The 15,088-nt window shown below is 72.0% G+C and carries 12 protein-coding genes; 6 read left to right on the top strand and 6 right to left on the bottom strand.

Annotated elements, in window-relative coordinates; genetic code table 11:
• The first annotated feature begins 184 nt into the window (after positions 1-184).
• Positions 185-592 (top strand): (2Fe-2S) ferredoxin domain-containing protein, encoded by a 408-nt coding sequence (locus PH203_RS07760; RefSeq protein ID WP_289917833.1) that lies wholly within the window; start codon positions 185-187, stop codon positions 590-592.
• A gap of 41 nt (positions 593-633) precedes the next feature.
• Here the strand turns inward: PH203_RS07760 and PH203_RS07765 are convergent, their stop codons facing one another.
• On the bottom strand, positions 634-1,101 hold the full coding sequence (locus PH203_RS07765) for an Lrp/AsnC family transcriptional regulator (protein WP_289917834.1): 468 nt from the start codon (positions 1,099-1,101) through the stop codon (positions 634-636).
• Positions 1,102-1,180: 79 nt separating this feature from the next.
• Between PH203_RS07765 and PH203_RS07770 the strand changes: the two genes are divergently transcribed.
• Positions 1,181-2,236, top strand: a complete 1,056-nt coding sequence (locus PH203_RS07770; protein ID WP_289917837.1) for a Glu/Leu/Phe/Val dehydrogenase dimerization domain-containing protein — start codon at positions 1,181-1,183, stop codon at positions 2,234-2,236.
• 97 nt (positions 2,237-2,333) lie between these two features.
• Positions 2,334-3,074, top strand: a complete 741-nt coding sequence (locus tag PH203_RS07775) for a class I SAM-dependent methyltransferase (protein ID WP_289917840.1) — start codon at positions 2,334-2,336, stop codon at positions 3,072-3,074.
• Positions 3,075-3,096: 22 nt separating this feature from the next.
• On the opposite strand, the gene PH203_RS07780 is transcribed toward PH203_RS07775, so the two are convergent.
• A complete protein-coding gene (locus PH203_RS07780; protein WP_289917842.1) occupies positions 3,097-4,221 on the bottom strand; it encodes an FAD-dependent monooxygenase in 1,125 nt (374 codons plus the stop codon).
• Positions 4,222-4,309: 88 nt separating this feature from the next.
• Positions 4,310-5,464 carry a magnesium and cobalt transport protein CorA gene (locus PH203_RS07785; RefSeq protein ID WP_289917843.1) on the bottom strand — a complete coding sequence of 385 codons (1,155 nt, stop codon included), beginning with the start codon at positions 5,462-5,464 and terminating at the stop codon, positions 4,310-4,312.
• A 165-nt stretch (positions 5,465-5,629) separates the two neighbouring features.
• Between PH203_RS07785 and PH203_RS07790 the strand changes: the two genes are divergently transcribed.
• Positions 5,630-6,733: a winged helix DNA-binding domain-containing protein gene (locus PH203_RS07790; protein WP_289917844.1), complete on the top strand. Its 1,104-nt coding sequence runs from the start codon at positions 5,630-5,632 to the stop codon at positions 6,731-6,733.
• A 101-nt stretch (positions 6,734-6,834) separates the two neighbouring features.
• Here PH203_RS07790 and PH203_RS07795 read toward each other — a convergent pair whose 3' ends face one another.
• From PH203_RS07795 to PH203_RS07805, 3 genes are all read right to left on the bottom strand, one after another.
• On the bottom strand, positions 6,835-7,623 hold the full coding sequence (locus tag PH203_RS07795) for a serine protease (protein WP_289917846.1): 789 nt from the start codon (positions 7,621-7,623) through the stop codon (positions 6,835-6,837).
• 260 nt (positions 7,624-7,883) lie between these two features.
• Positions 7,884-10,748: an AAA family ATPase gene (locus PH203_RS07800; protein ID WP_289917849.1), complete on the bottom strand. Its 2,865-nt coding sequence runs from the start codon at positions 10,746-10,748 to the stop codon at positions 7,884-7,886.
• Positions 10,749-10,889: 141 nt separating this feature from the next.
• Positions 10,890-11,705 carry a helix-turn-helix transcriptional regulator gene (locus tag PH203_RS07805; RefSeq protein WP_289917850.1) on the bottom strand — a complete coding sequence of 272 codons (816 nt, stop codon included), beginning with the start codon at positions 11,703-11,705 and terminating at the stop codon, positions 10,890-10,892.
• Positions 11,706-11,818: 113 nt separating this feature from the next.
• Between PH203_RS07805 and PH203_RS07810 the strand changes: the two genes are divergently transcribed.
• Positions 11,819-13,483 (top strand): AMP-binding protein, encoded by a 1,665-nt coding sequence (locus PH203_RS07810; RefSeq protein ID WP_289917853.1) that lies wholly within the window; start codon positions 11,819-11,821, stop codon positions 13,481-13,483.
• The gene (locus PH203_RS07815) at positions 13,480-15,075 is read left to right on the top strand and encodes an AMP-binding protein (RefSeq protein WP_289917856.1); all 1,596 of its coding nucleotides are present in this window, start codon (positions 13,480-13,482) and stop codon (positions 15,073-15,075) included. Before PH203_RS07810 ends, PH203_RS07815 begins: the two co-directional genes overlap by 4 nt.
• The last annotated feature ends 13 nt before the right edge of the window (positions 15,076-15,088 follow it).

Here is a 15,088-nt window from a genome sequence, read left to right on the forward strand (position 1 = left end):
AGTCCGAGGCGTACGGGACTGTCCCTGTCCGTAATTTCGAACTCGGTTCGTCATTCCGGTCAGAAGATAGGAGTGGGGCATGTCCTCGTCAACGGTTTGGTCATGGGTGCTTCACCGGGCCGACGAGGGCCGGAGGTACCTTGATCACCGACGGCGTCACAGGGGCGCCGAGGGGGAGGGCGCGTTGAGTCCGGTCGTCTTCGGAGCCGCGGCCACCCGGCCCTGCACGCTCGTCGTGTGCCGGGGCTGCTGCTGCGGCAACGCGAGCAAACATCCCGGCGTCGACCACGAGTGGCAGCTCGACCGGCTGAGGGCCGCCGCCGCGGACTCCGGCGGCCGCCTCGCGGTCCGTACGACCGACTGCCTCGGCCCCTGCGACCAGGCCAACGTCCTCGTCGTCCAGCCCTCGGGCGAGGGCCGCCGCCGCGGCGGCCGCGCCACCTGGGTCGGCTGGTCCGGCGACGACGACTGCACGGACGACGTCCTGACCTGGGTCGCGGCGGGCGGCCCCGGCCTCGCCGAACCCCCGGCCACCCTGACCCTGCAGTTCATACGCCCGCCCCGGCCGGAGCTGCGGCGAGCCCGCCGCTGACACGGCGCCTGTTCAGGTCCCGGTACTTGTGAACTCCCGGCCTAGGAGTCCGTGACGGGCAGCGGCTCCAGGACGGGATTGGTCAGGTGCTGGAAGATGATCGAGGTCCGGAAACTGACGATCTCGCGGGCCTCGGTGAAGCGTTCGAGCAGGAACGCGTGCAGACGCTCGATGTCCGGGGCCGAGACATGGACGAGGAAGTCGTCGCTGCCCGCCATGGTGTACACGGACAGCACCTCCGGCAGCTGCGACACCGACCGCTCGAACGCCGCCACCACCTCCCGGTTCAGCGGCCGCACCTGGGCCGAAACCATCGCCTGCACACCCCGGTTGAGCGCGGGCAGCGCGACCTGCGCGTGGTAGCCGCGGATCACCCCGCGCCGACGCAGCAGCCGGATCCGTTCCAGACAGGTCGACGGTGCGATGCCCACCTTCTGCGCGATGGCCCGGTTCGATTGCCGCGCATCCTCCTGGAGATGCCGCAGGATCGCCGTATCAAGTTCGTCCACGATCGCCTCACCCCGCCCGGTTCCGAATGAAGTTCGGGGAGTTCCCCGGGTGCCGGAACATCAACCTAACGTCCGGGGCATGACGCGGACACTCGAACATGAAGAGGTGCGGATCCGACGCGGCCCCCGTTCGGGGCTCACCCTGATCGTGGCGGTCCACTCCCGGACCCTCGGGCCCGCCGTCGGCGGCTGCCGGATGCGGCGCTACGCCGACTGGCGCGACGGGCTGGCCGACGCGTTGCGGCTGTCCGAGGCGATGACGTACAAGTGCGCGGTGTCCGGGGTGGAGTTCGGCGGCGGCAAGAGCGTGATCGTGCTCGACGGCGACGAACACACCGAGCCCGCACCGGAGTTGCGTGCGGCCGCGCTGGCCGACATGGGCGAGTTCATCGCGTCCTTCGACGGGACGTACCGCGGGGGACCCGATGTCGGCACCTCGCCCGCCGACATGGCCGTACTGCGCCGCTCCACGCCGTACGTGTACTGCCTGCCCGAGGAGCACGGCGGCACCGGCGACTCCGGTGTCCCCACCTCGCTCGGGGTGCTCGCCGCCCTGCGGGCGGGCGCCGAGCACGTGTTCGGGACGGCGTCCTTCGCGGGCCGTACGGCCGTGGTGAGCGGCTTCGGCTCCGTCGGCAGGCGGGTCGCCGCCGGCCTCGCGGCGGACGGTGCCCGGGTGCTGGTCTCCGACGTGGACGCGGCCAGGGGCGAGGCGGCGCTCCGGGCGGGGTACGGCCGGGTCGCCCCCGAGGAGGCCCTCGCCACGCCCGCGGACATCCTGGTCCCCGCCGCCGTCGGGGGAGTCCTCACCCCGGGGACGGCCGATCGGCTCGACGTACGTCTCGTCGTCGGCCCCGCCAACAACCAGCTCACCGACGACACGGTCGCCGACACGCTCGCCGCCCGCGGCATCGTCTGGGTGCCGGACTTCGTCGCGAGCGCCGGCGGGGTCGTCTACACCCTGGGCCGCGAGGCCGGGCACCTCGACCACGACTCCGCCGTACGCCGGGTCGAGGGCATCGGGGACACCGTACGACTGATGCTGAAGGGCGGGAACCCGCTCCGGGAAGCGAAGGCGCTCGCCGCGGAGCGGTTGGAGCGCTTGCACCCGGACAGAGAGGCGCGTACCCGGTGAGGACCCGGCGAGTACGTAGCCCTGCCGCGACCGTGCCGCTCGTCTCCGGGAGGAAAATCGCGAGCGCCCGGACCGTCGGCGAAGTACGGTCCGTCCCGTGAGCGATCAGGACGGATACTTCGCAGAGCCCGTCGCGGCGGGGTACGACGACCCGTCGTCGGAGATGTTCCAGCCGGACGCCATCGACCCGGCGGTCGGCTTCCTGGCCGAACTCGCGGGCGCCGGCCCCGCCCTCGAACTCGGCGTGGGGACAGGGCGTATCGCCCTCCCGCTGGCGGCCCGCGGCGTCCCGGTGCACGGCATCGAGCTGTCCCGCGCGATGATCGCCCGGCTGCGCGCCAAGCGCGGCGGCGAGGCGATCGGGGTGACGGTCGGCGACTTCGCGACGGCGAAGGTGGACGGCTCGTTCTCCGTGGCCTACCTCGTCTACAACACGATCATGAACCTGACGACGCAGGAGGAGCAGGTGGCGTGCTTCCGCAACGTCGCCGCGCATCTGGCACCCGGGGGCTGCTTCGTCATCGAGGTCATGGTCCCCGAGCTGCGGAAGCTGCCGCCCGGACAGAACGCCGTACCGTTCCATGTGGGCTCACGGCGGCTGGGGTTCGACACCTACGACGTGGCGACGCAGCGGATGAGCTCGCACCATGTGAGCGTCGTCGACGGACGCGGGACCTACGACGAGATCCCCTTCCGCTACGTCTGGCCCGCCGAGCTCGATCTCATGGCACAACTCGCCGGACTGCGGCTGCGCGAGCGCTGGGCGGGATGGACACGGGAGCCGTTCACCAGCGACAGCAGCGGCCATGTCTCGGTATGGGAGAAACCCGCGGACTGAACCCCTGCGCGACTTTGCGGGGTCAGGCGACGACCGCGGTGTCCCAGTCCAGCAGCCGGGTGAGGTCCTCTTCCCGGGGGCGCGGGACGCCGCCGCTCCCGCCGCCCCGGGAGATGTTCCCGCTGACCGCGATGTTGTGCTCCACCCGCGGCCGCCGCAGCGCCTCGTACAGCGCCAGCCCCGCCTCGGTGTCCGGCGTGTCCCGCAGGGACTTCGCGAGGACGACCGCGTCCTCCAGCGCCATCGAGGCGCCCTGCCCGGTCGCGGGGGAGGCCGCGTGGGCCGCGTCGCCGACGAGGAGGGTACGGGCGGCGCGCCAGGGGGTGCCGGCGGGTATCTCGGTGGCGTTGGTGACCAGTACGTCGTCGGCGGTGGCCGCGACGATGTCCGCTGCGGGCCCGCCGTCCTCGCGCAGCAGCGACAGCAGCGGATCGCGCCAGGTGCCGCGCGTGAGCTCCTCGTCGGACAGCGGGGCGCCTGCCACCCGGGCGAACCAGTACGTCTCCCCGTCGGGCGACACCGCGTACCCGAACGCGGCGCGGCTGCCCCGGATCATGGTGATCTGCTCGCCGCCGCCGGGCGGTTCGGCGTCGCGGGTGTAGCCGTAGAAGACGCGCTGCGCCGCGTACTCCGGTCGTACGCCGGGTGCGATCGCCCGCCGTACGGTGGAGTTGAGGCCGTCGGCGCCGATGAGGAGATCGCCGCTCGCGCCGGTGCCGTCGGTGAAGCGGGCGGTGACGGAGTCCGGGCCGTCCTCGACGGAGGCGAGCCGAGCGCCGTGCCGTACGAGGATGCCCCGGCGTGAAGCCTCCTTCTGCAGCGCCGAGTTGAGGTCGCCGCGGCGCAGGCAGCGAAAGCGCAGCCGCGGGTCGTCGGCCTCGCCCATCGGCCCGCTCGCCACCTCGGCGCCGGTCGTGTCGAGCACCCGCAGCGAGCGCAGCGGGAAGCCGATCGCCGTGACCGCGTCGGTGGCGTCGATCTGTGCGAGCGCCTGCATGCCGTTGCTCGCGAGGGTGAGAAAGGCGCCGAGGTCCTCGGCCGAGTCGGGGTGCGCCTCATGCACGACGACCTCGAACCCCGCCTTGTGCAGGGCGAGCGCCGTCGCCGTACCGCCGATGCCGCCGCCGATGACCAGGATGCGCACCATGGCACGACCGTACACGGTCGCGTCAACCGGGCGTCTGGGAAAGGCGGTTGACGCGGCACGGCCGGTTCGGCCCGGGGCCCCGGGACCGCTAGAGCCAGTCCCGGCGCTTGAAGATGACGTACAGGCCGACGCAGATGACCCCCATCAGGCCGATGGCGAAGGGGTATCCGAAGCGCCAGCTCAGCTCGGGCATGTTCTCGAAGTTCATGCCGTAGATCGTGCCGACGAGGGTGGGGGCGAAGAGGATCGCCGCCCAGGAGGAGATGCGTTTGATCTCCTCGTTCTGCTCGAAGCCGGCCTCCGCCAATGCCCGCATCTCCGCGTTCTGTTGCTGGGTGACGAGCGTGGCGTTCACGGTGAGGATCTCGGTGAGGGCCTGGCGGAAGCCGTCGACGCGTTCGCTGGTGTGGGTGACGTGGTCGGCGACGTCCCGGAGGTAGCGCTGGAGCTCCTCGTCCGTGCCGTACTTGGAGAAGCCGGCCATCAGACCGTGCAGCATGCCGACCAGGGGGCGGGTGGCGCGCTGGAACTCGACCATCTCGCGGGAGAGTTCGTAGATGCGGCGGGACACCTCCGGGTCGCCGCGGAAGACCTCCGTCTCGATCTCGTCGATGTCGTTCTGGACGCCCGACACGACCGGCACATAGCCGTCGACGACCGCGTCGAGGATGGCGTACAGCACCGCCTCCGGGCCCAGCTTCAGCAGTTCCGGAGTCTCCTCCATGCGCTGCCGCACCGCCGACAGATCGGGTGCCGCGCCATGGCGGACCGTGATGACGAAGTCGGGGCCGACGAAGACGTGCAGCTCGCCGAAGTCGACCTCCTCCGGCGCGTCCAGATAGCGGGCCGCCCGCAGGACCACGAAGAGCGTGTCGCCGTAGCGCTCCAGCTTCGGCCGCTGGTGGGCCTCCATCGCGTCCTCGACCGCGAGCGGGTGGAGGTCGAACTCGGCGGCGAGGGAGAGGAGTTCGTCCGCGGTCGGACGGGCAAGACCGATCCACGCCATGCCGGAGCGCGCGTCGCGCAGTTCCCGGAAGGTCTCGGCGAGGGTCGCGGGCGCGGAGACCCGGACACCGTCGCGGTACAGCGCGGCCTGCACGATGCTCGCCGGCTCCGCCTCCGCCGCCTCGGCGGGTGACGCCTGCTGCTTCTGCGGCGGCGGGGGAGCCGGCGGGGTCAGGGCGCGGCGCCAGGCGGACTTGCCCCGGCTCTTCGAGGTCGGACGGGCGCGTCGCTCGGCCATCGCGGCTGCCTCCCGGATCGAGCCGTCGGGTGCGTGATCACGGGCAGGATATACGGGGCAAACGGGCAAACGGCATCGGTGGGCCCGCCCGGTCCGGGAAGCGGGCCGGCGTCCGGTGAGAGTTGCGGACAGAAGGTGTCCGCAAGCCTCGGTAGCGTGCTGTTCATGACGAAGACGACGGCTCCCGTGCTCGACACCCGCGCCCTCAACCGCGCGACCCTCGACCGGCAGTTGCTCCTGCGCCGCGCGGAACTCCCCGCCGAGGCGGCCGTCGAGCATCTCCTCGGCCTCCAGGCCCAGAACGTCAAACCCCCCTACTACGCGCTCGCCGCCCGCCTCGACGGCTTCCGCCCCGAGGACCTGTCCGCGCTGATGGCCGACCGCGAGGTCGTCCGCATCGTCACCATGCGCTCGACGATCCACACCCACACCGCCGACGACGCCCTCACCCTGCGCCCCCTGGTGCAGCCCGCCCGCGACCGCGAACTCACCCTGTTCCGCAAGGGACTTCAGGGCGTCGACCTCGACCGCCTCGCCGTCCTCGCCCGTGAGCTGGTCGAGGCCGAGCCGCGCACGATGAAGCAGCTGCGGGAAGCGCTCCTCGCCGAGTGGCCGGACGCCGACCCGCAGTCCCTCGCGATCGCCGCCCGCTGCAGGCTCCCGCTCGTCCAGGTCACCCCGCGCGGACTGTGGGGCAGGAGCGGCCAGGTCGCCCTCACCACCGCCGAGCACTGGCTGGGCCGCCCCGCCGAACCGGCCCCCACGCCGGACGAGGCCGTGCTGCGCTACCTCGCCGCCTTCGGACCCGCCTCGGTGAAGGACATGCAGACCTGGGCGGGCCTGACCCGGCTGAAGGAGGCCTTCGAACGCCTCCGCCCCCAGCTGCTCACCTTCCGCGACGAGCACGGCGTCGAACTCTTCGACCTCCCGGACGCCCCGCGTCCCGCCGCCGGCACCCCGGCCCCGCCCCGCTTCCTCCCCGAGTTCGACAACCTGCTGCTCTCCCACGCCGACCGCACCCGCGTGATCCCGCCGGAGTACTGGGGCCGCAGCTGGGTCGGCAACATGGTCCACAGCACCTTCCTCGTCGACGGCTTCCTCGCCGGCGTCTGGAGGCTTCAGGAGGACGCCCTCGTCATCGAGCCCTTCGGCGAGCTGACCCGGGCGCAGCGGGAGGAGCTCGTGGAGGAGGGCGCGCGGATGCTCGCCGGCATGCACCCCGGGTCCTCCTGCGACATCCGTTTCGGGACCGTCGTCCACCGGCCCTGAAGGGACCGGGACATGGAGAGGGGGCGTTGCGGGCCGCTCGTGGAGGCCCGCAACGCCCCCTGGTACTTCACCTGAGGGGTGCTCAGGAGAACTTCTGGGACTTATGAGTTGACCTGGGTGGTCACCAGGCTGGAGAAGGTGGTCAGCCGGGTGTAGACACCCGGGAAACCGGCCGCCGCGCAGCCTTCGCCCCAAGAAGTGATCCCTGCCAGGACGCCCCCGATGAGCAGGGGACCGCCGCTGTCGCCCTGGCAGGTGTCTACGCCGCCGGAGGAGTATCCGGCGCAAACCATGTCGGACGCGAGGTAGTCCGAGTAGCTGCTCGCGCAGCTGGAGTCCGAGACGATCGGCACCGTCGCGGTGCGCAGCTGGTTGGAGGAGCTGCCGCCCGACGACGTGGTACCCCAGCCGAGGACACGGGCCGTGGTGCCGGCCGCGTACACGCTCGTGTCGGACGAGGAGACGTACGACGCCGTGGTGTAGGGCATCGACGTCGACAGGGTCAGGACGGCCACGTCGTCACCGTTGCTGGCGTCGGTGTAGCTCGGGTGGATCCAGATCTTGCTGACCCGGCTGACCGTGCCGTTCGTACCGTTGCGGTACGTGCGTCCGCCGACGACTCTGACGCTGCTGGTGGACTCGCCGACCATACAGTGGGCGGCGGTCACGACCTTCGTGGCGGAGACCAGGGTGCCGCCGCAGAACTGGTTCTGCGAGGCGTCCGTGATCTGCATGACGAAGGGGTACGAGGTCGTCGTGGTCGTGGAACCGCCGACGATGGGCTGGGGAGCGGCGACAGCGGTGGGGGCGCTGACGAGTGCGGCCGCGGCGGCGGCAGCGGACGCCACGACGAGCGCGGCGGTCTTCTTGGCGCGGTTGAGCCCGAACATGAGTCTCCTCAGTGGGGGTTGCCGGTGGGGGGACGCGCGGGTGTGGGGGGTGGTGCACGGGGGTCGCGGGACCGACCCCCGTATGCCCGGGCGAGCGGCACGTTCATAAGCTAGAACTCGGAAGTTCCCCTTCCCAATGAGGGAACCCCCTAGGGCAGTTGGACAGGGATAACCCTCGGTCGGGCGACGCCAAACGCACGCGGGTCGGTGCTGAGCCTTCGGATGTTCCGAAACACGTCCGACGGAACCCGCGGGGCGCCCTACCTCGTACGGCGCCCCGCCGCCAGGCGCACGATGTCCACCCGCGAGCGGATCCCCAGCTTGCGGTAGACCCGTGTCAGGGTCGCCTCGACCGTCTTGACGCTGATGAACAGCCGGGCGGCGATCTCCCGGTTGGTCGCGCCCTCCATGACGAGTGCGGCGACCTGCCGCTCCATCGAGGCCAGCCCCTCCAGCACGTCCGCCGCGGGCGCGGGCGCCGGTTGCTCCGGCTCGGCGGCCGGGGGCACCGCGGCCGCGTCCACCTGACGCAGCCAGGGCAGCGCCCGGCAGCGCCTGAAGAGGCGGGCCGCCTCGTCGTACGACGTCGGACCGGGCATGGGGGTCCCCCCTGGTCGAGCGAAGCCGAGAGCTTGGGGGAGGGTGCGCAGCCGGGCCAGTGCGAAGGCGGTGCGGGCCTCCTCCAGGCCGTGGCCGAGCTTGGCGAGCCGGTCCTGCACCGAGGTCAACTGGGCGACGGCGGCCTCGTGTTCGCCGCGCCTCGCCCGTACCAGCGCCTCCGCGCGGTCCAGTACGGCCAGCACGCTCTCCCGGCCCAGCCGCAGCGCCTGCTCGCGGGTCACGTCGATGACGTCCTGTGCCTCGCGCACCTCGCCGATCTGCACCAGCGCCTCGGCGAGGTCGCCCTGCCAGCGGCCGCGCGCCGGGTCGGTGATGCCGAGCCCGTCCTCCAGCTCACGCACCCGGCGCAGCGAACGAACCGTTCCCTCCGCGTCCCCGGCGACCAGCTGGGCGTACCCGAGGGCGGCCAGGGCGCGCGAGAGGTACATCTGGTCGCCGTTCTCCTCGGCGTGCGACACCGCCTCCCGGGCCAGCTCCAAGGCCCGTTCCACCTCGCCGCCCGAGGCCTCGCACAGGGAGGTGAGGACGGCGGAGGCGACCTCGCCGAGGCCGGTGTCCCGGGCCATCATCAGGCTCTCCCGGGCCAGGTCGAGGGCGCGCCCGCAGTGTCCGGAGCGCAGTTCGGTCTCGGCGACCCCGCGCAGGAAGTGCACCTCGCTCTCGACCGACCCGCGGCGCTGCACCTCGCGCAGCAGCGTGGTGACCGTCGAACGGGCCTCGGCGAGCTGGTCGCTCATGATCAGCCAGCGGAACCGGGAGTACCCGGCGCCGTTGTGATGGCACGACACCCTCGGGTCCTGGGGCTCCTTCAGGGCGCGTTTGATGGTCGCGGGGGCGTCCGGGTGGCCCATCAGGGTCTCGATCTGGGCCTGGAAGGAGAGCGCCATCAGCTCGTTGTAGCGGTCACCGGCCCGCTCGGCCAGCGCCGCCGAGTGCGCGGCCTCCTCGCGGGCCTGGTCGAAGTCGCCGTCCACGAGCACGGCCCGCCAGGTCAGCTGGTAGTGGATCAGCGCGAGCAGCTGCGGGTCGTCGCCCGCGTCGGCGAGCGCCTGCGGGAACACCGAGTCGACCTCGGACATGGCGTGCCCCGCGGTGTCGATCACGATCATCCAGGCCCGCACCCGGTCCGCGGGCACGGCCGCCCGGGTCAGCACGTCCCGGGCGATGTCCCGGGCGAGGTCCAGCTCGCCCGCGGTGATCGCGTCCTCGGCGGCCTGGAGGCGGCGCTCGTCGGGGGCCGGGGTGCCGTCGGCCGGGGTGTGCCGGGCGGCGAGCAGCCCGAGCGAGGCGGCGACCGAGGGCGCGCCGCGGTCCCGGGCGAGGGAGGCGGCCTCGGAGAGGCTGTTCGCGGTCTTCTGGTCGGTGCCGGTGGTCGCCAGCGCCAGATGCCGGGCCCGCTCGATCGGATCGGAGGCCGCCTTCGACAGCGCCGCGTGCGCGGCCCGCCGCTCGTGCGCGGGCGCCTCGGCGTACAGCGCGGCCGAGATCAGCGGATGCGCGAACCGTACGGCGGGACCCTCGGGCTCGGTCGCCAGCAGTCCGAGCGCCGCGGCCTGGGCGGTCTCCGCCTCGGCGTTCTCCCTTCCGGCCGCGTGCAGCAGGGCCGGGGTGGGGCGGGCGCCGGCGCTTGCCACGAGGAGGGTGCGGCGGGCCTCGTCCGAGAGCAGGCCGAGGCGGTTCAGCACGAGGGTGCGCAGCGAGGTGGGCACCGGCAGCGGCTCGCCCGGGCGGGGCGGGGTCGGGTTCTCGCTGAGCGCGCGGCCCAGCTCCAGGGCGAAGAGCGGGTTGCCGCCGCTGGTGCGGTGGATGTCCCGGACCGTGGAGCGGGGCAGGCCCGTGTAGCCGCGGTGGTCGAGCAGCTCGGAGACCTGGGTACGGGTCAGCGGGTTGACGCGCAGGGCCAGGGTGTCGGGAGGTGACGCGCGTAGGTGGCGGTCGTACTCCTGCCCCTCCGTGCGTACCGCGCACAGCATCCGCACCGGTGTCTCGCCGAGCCGGCGGGCGGCGAAGCCGAGCAGTTCGGCGCTGGCCGAGTCCAGCCACTGCACGTCGTCGGCGACGATCAGGACCGGGCCCTCGGCGGCGAGCGCGCGCAGCGCCGACAGCACGGCCAGGCGCAGGGCGAGGCCGTCGCGCTGGAGCGTGGACTCGCCGCGGCCGGTGAGCGCCGACTCCAGTGCGGTGCGCTGGGCCGGTGGCAGCTTGCCGGACACCTCGTCGAGGACCAGGCCGAGCAGGTCGGCGAGGGCGAGGAAGGGGAGATGCGATTCGGACTCGGTGGCCGAGCAGCGCAGCACGGTGCGGGCCGCCCCGGCGTTTTCCGTGGCCAATGCCCGCAGGACCGTGGACTTTCCTATTCCGGCGGCGCCGTGCAGCAGCACGCTGCCGCCCCGCGCGAGTTGCTCACGGGCCTGGACGAACACCTCCTCCCGTCCGATGACCAGGTCGGGGCGGCATCTCGCAGGCTCCTGGAAGTCCCGTTGCACGGTCGCCGCTCCCCTCATGTCGTGTCCGGGCCAAATTCTAGGCAACGTCTCTTTGAAATTCGGAGTGACGGTGTGGTGAGGGAAATAACAACCTTGCGACAGGGCGAAGGCACGTCGAAATTCAAAGCAGCGTTACATGAATGATTTGTCAACATCGTGTTACGGCAGCACTCCCGCCCGGCGCGCCTCCACCACCGCCTCGCCCCGCGTGTGCGCCCCCAGCTTCCGCATCGCCGAACGCAGATACCCCTTCACCGTCTCCGGCCGCAGCCCCAGCCGCTCGGCCGCCGCCGCGTTCGTCGCCCCGGCCGCGACACACGCCAGAACGTCCAGCTCACGGGGTGCGAGCCGGGCATCCGCGGCCGGTGCGCCCGAGGTCAGCAGTCCGCAGGCGTCGAGCAGTTCGGCCCGCAGCCCGGGGTCGGTGATCCGCGGCGCCAGCGCCCGCAGCGCCGCGTGCGCCTCCCGCACCTGTTCCCGGCCCACCGGGTCGACGGGCGCCGGATGACCGGCCGCCGAGATCAGCTCCCGCGTCTCGTCCCGCACCACCAGCGCCTGCTCCACGTCCCGCGCCGCGTCCACGGCCGCGCTCAGGGTGCGGTCGCCCAGCGGCTGGGCGGTGCGCAGGGCCCCGTAGAGGACACCGCGCACCCGACGCCGTACGACCACCGGCACCGCCAGGATCGAGCGCAGCCCCTCGGCGGCGACCGGGGCGTCGTACTCGTGGCTGATCTGGCGGGAGGAGGGGTAGTCGGTGACCGCGCACGGGCGGGCGAGGGCGACGGTCCGGCCGCCGAGTCCGCTGCCGGAGGTCACCGCGAGCGAGAGCAGCGCGGGTGTGGCGGTGCCGCTGAGTTCGCTGATGCGCAGGCGCGGCCGCCCCGGCTCCACCAGCCCGCCGAAGGCGACGGGCAGCCCGGTGGTACGCCGCAGCCGTACCAGCGCGTTCCGGATCTCCGCCGCGTCTGTCGCCACCTGTCCGCCCTTTCGCTGCGGCCCACACCCCCGTTCGGGGGTAGTGAGACCTGCATCACGGATTACACGATGGCAGAGAGCCGCCCGGCAATGGCCCGGTACGAGGAGGACGGATGACGACCGAGATGTTCCGCGGGGCGCGGGACTTCCTGCTGCAGCATCGCGAGGACTACGCGAGGGCCTACGACGGTTTCGTCTGGCCCCGCCCCGAGCGCTTCAACTGGGCGCTCGACTGGTTCGACGTCATCGCCGACGGGAACGCCGCGACCGCGCTCCACATCGTCGAGGAGGACGGCCGGGAGACCAGGCTGTCCTTCGGGGAGCTGTCGGTCCGCTCCGACCAGGCCGCCAACTGGCTGCGGGACCGGGGGGTGGCCGCCGAGGACCGCATCCTGGTGATGCTCGGCAACCAGGCCGAACTGTGGATCACGGCACTGGCCGCGATGAAACTGCGTGCCGTCGTCATCCCGGCCACTCCGCTGCTCGGCGCCGCGGACCTGCGCGACCGGGTCGAGCGCGGCCGCGTCAGGCATGTGATCGTGCGTTCCGAGGACACCGCCAAGTTCGCGGAGGTGCCCGGGAGCTACACACGGATCGCGGCGGGCGACCCGGTCGAGGGCTGGCTGTCGCTCGACGACCTGTACGAGGCCGACGCCGGCTTCACCCCGGACGGGCCGACCCGCGCCGACGACCCGCTGATGCTCTACTTCACCTCGGGGACCACCGCCCGCCCCAAGCTGGTCGAGCAGACCCACACCTCGTACCCGATCGGGCACCTGGCCACCATGTACTGGATCGGCCTCAAGCCCGGTGACGTGCACCTCAACATCTCCTCGCCCGGCTGGGCCAAGCACGCCTGGTCCAATCTCTTCGCCCCGTGGAACGCGCAGGCCACGGTCTTCATCCACAACTACACGCGCTTCGACGCCGCCCGTCTGATGGCGGAGATGGACCGCGCGGGCGTGACGACCTTCTGCGCCCCGCCGACGGTGTGGCGCATGCTCATCCAGGCCGACCTGACCCAGCTGCGGACCCCGCCGCGCGAGGTCGTGGCCGCCGGGGAGCCGCTCAACCCCGAGGTCATCGAGCAGGTGCGGCGGGCGTGGGGCGTCACCATCCGGGACGGCTTCGGCCAGACGGAGACGGCCGTCCAGGTCTCCAACAGCCCCGGCCAGCCGCTGAAGACCGGCTCCATGGGACGCCCGAGCCCCGGCTACCGCGTGGAACTCCTCGACCCGGTGAGCGGCGAGCCCGGAGCCACCGAGGGCGAGATCGCGCTCGACCTCTCGGCCCGCCCCGTCGGCCTGATGACCGGCTACCACGGCGACGCCGACCGTACGGCGGAGGCGATGGCCGGCGGCTACTACCGCACCGGCGACGTGGCCTCACGCGACGAGGACGGCTACCTCACCTACATCGGCCGCAGCGACGACGTCTTCAAGGCGAGCGACTACAAGATCTCCCCCTTCGAGCTGGAGAGCGCCCTCCTGGAGCACGAGGCGGTGGCCGAGGCGGCCGTCGTGCCCGCGCCGGACGAACTGCGCCTCGCGGTCCCCAAGGCGTATGTGGTGCTGGCGGAGGGCTGGGAGCCCGGCCCGGACACCGCGAAGGTCCTGTTCGAGCACTCCCGTGACGTCCTCGCCCCCTACAAGCGCGTCCGGCGCCTGGAGTTCGCCCCGCTGCCCAAGACCGTCTCCGGCAAGATCCGCCGCATCGAGCTGCGCGAGGCCACGGCCGCGGGCTCGGGCGCCGAGTACCGCGAGGAGGACTTCCGATGACGGAGCAGCTGTCCTACAGCCATGGGACGAGCGGGACCCCACTGCTCGGCGACACGATCGGCGCCGACCTGGACCGGACGGTGGCGGCCTGGCCGGACCGCGAGGCACTCGTGGACGTGCCGTCGGGGCGGCGCTGGACCTATGCCCAGTTCGCCGCCGACGTCGACGAGTTGGCGTACGCGCTGCTCGCGAGCGGGGTCGCCAAGGGCGACCGGGTGGGCATCTGGGCGATCAACTGCCCCGAGTGGGTGCTCGTCCAGTACGCCACCGCCCGCATCGGCGCGGTCATGGTGAACATCAACCCGGCGTACCGGACCCATGAGGTCGAGTACGTGCTCCAGCAGGCCGGGATCTCCCTGCTGTTCGCGTCGTCGCGCCACAAGAGCAGCGACTACCGGGCGATGGTCGAGGAAGTCCGCGGCAGGTGCCCGCAGTTGCGGGAGACCGTATACATCGGGGACCCGAGCTGGGACGCCCTGATCGCCCGGGGGACACCGACGGCGTACGAGGAACTTTCCTGCGACGACCCGGTCAACATCCAGTACACGTCGGGGACGACGGGCTTTCCCAAAGGGGCGACCCTCTCCCACCACAACATCCTCAACAACGGATATTTCGTGGGCGAGATGATCGCCTACACCGAGCAGGACCGGATCTGCATCCCCGTGCCCTTCTACCACTGCTTCGGCATGGTCATGGGCAATCTGGCGGCCACGTCCCACGGCGCCTGCATGGTGATCCCGGCGCCGTCCTTCGACCCGAAGGCCACGCTGGAGGCGGTCCAGCAGGAGCGCTGCACCTCGCTGTACGGCGTACCGACCATGTTCATCGCGGAGTTGAACCTCCCCGGCTTCGCGGCCTACGACCTCTCCTCCCTGCGCACCGGGATCATGGCGGGCTCGCCCTGCCCGGTGGAGGTGATGAAACGGGTGGTCGCGGAGATGCACATGGCCGAGGTGTCCATCTGCTACGGCATGACGGAGACCTCCCCGGTCTCGCTGCAGACCCGGCGCGACGACGACCTGGAGCACCGCACGGGCACGGTCGGCCGCGTCCTGCCGCACGTCGAGGTGAAGGTCGTCGACCCGGCGACGGGCACGACCCTGCCCCGGGGCGTGGCGGGGGAGTTGTGCACCCGCGGCTACAGCGTGATGCTCGGCTACTGGGACGAGCCCGCGAAGACCGCCGAGTCCATCGACGCCGGCCGCTGGATGCACACCGGGGACCTCGCGATGATGCGGGAGGACGGATACGTCGAGATCGTCGGCCGCATCAAGGACATGATCATCCGGGGCGGCGAGAACATCTACCCCCGCGAGATCGAGGAGTTCCTCTACACCCACCCGAAGATCGCGGACGTCCAGGTGGTCGGGGTCCCGCACGAGCGCTACGGCGAGGAGGTGCTGGCCTGTGTCATCCCGCGGGACGCGACGGACCCGCCGACGCTTCAGGAGGTGCGCGCCTTCTGCGACGGACGGCTCGCCCACTACAAGGTGCCCAGCAGGCTCCAGGTGCTGGAGAGCTTCCCGATGACGGTCTCCGGGAAGGTGCGCAAGATCGAGCTGCGGGAGCGCGCCGCGCGGGGGGAGTGACGGTCGGGCGCTT

Origin of the sequence: Streptomyces sp. S.PB5 (assembly GCF_030403745.1) — a bacterium.
Classification (GTDB): domain Bacteria; phylum Actinomycetota; class Actinomycetes; order Streptomycetales; family Streptomycetaceae; genus Streptomyces.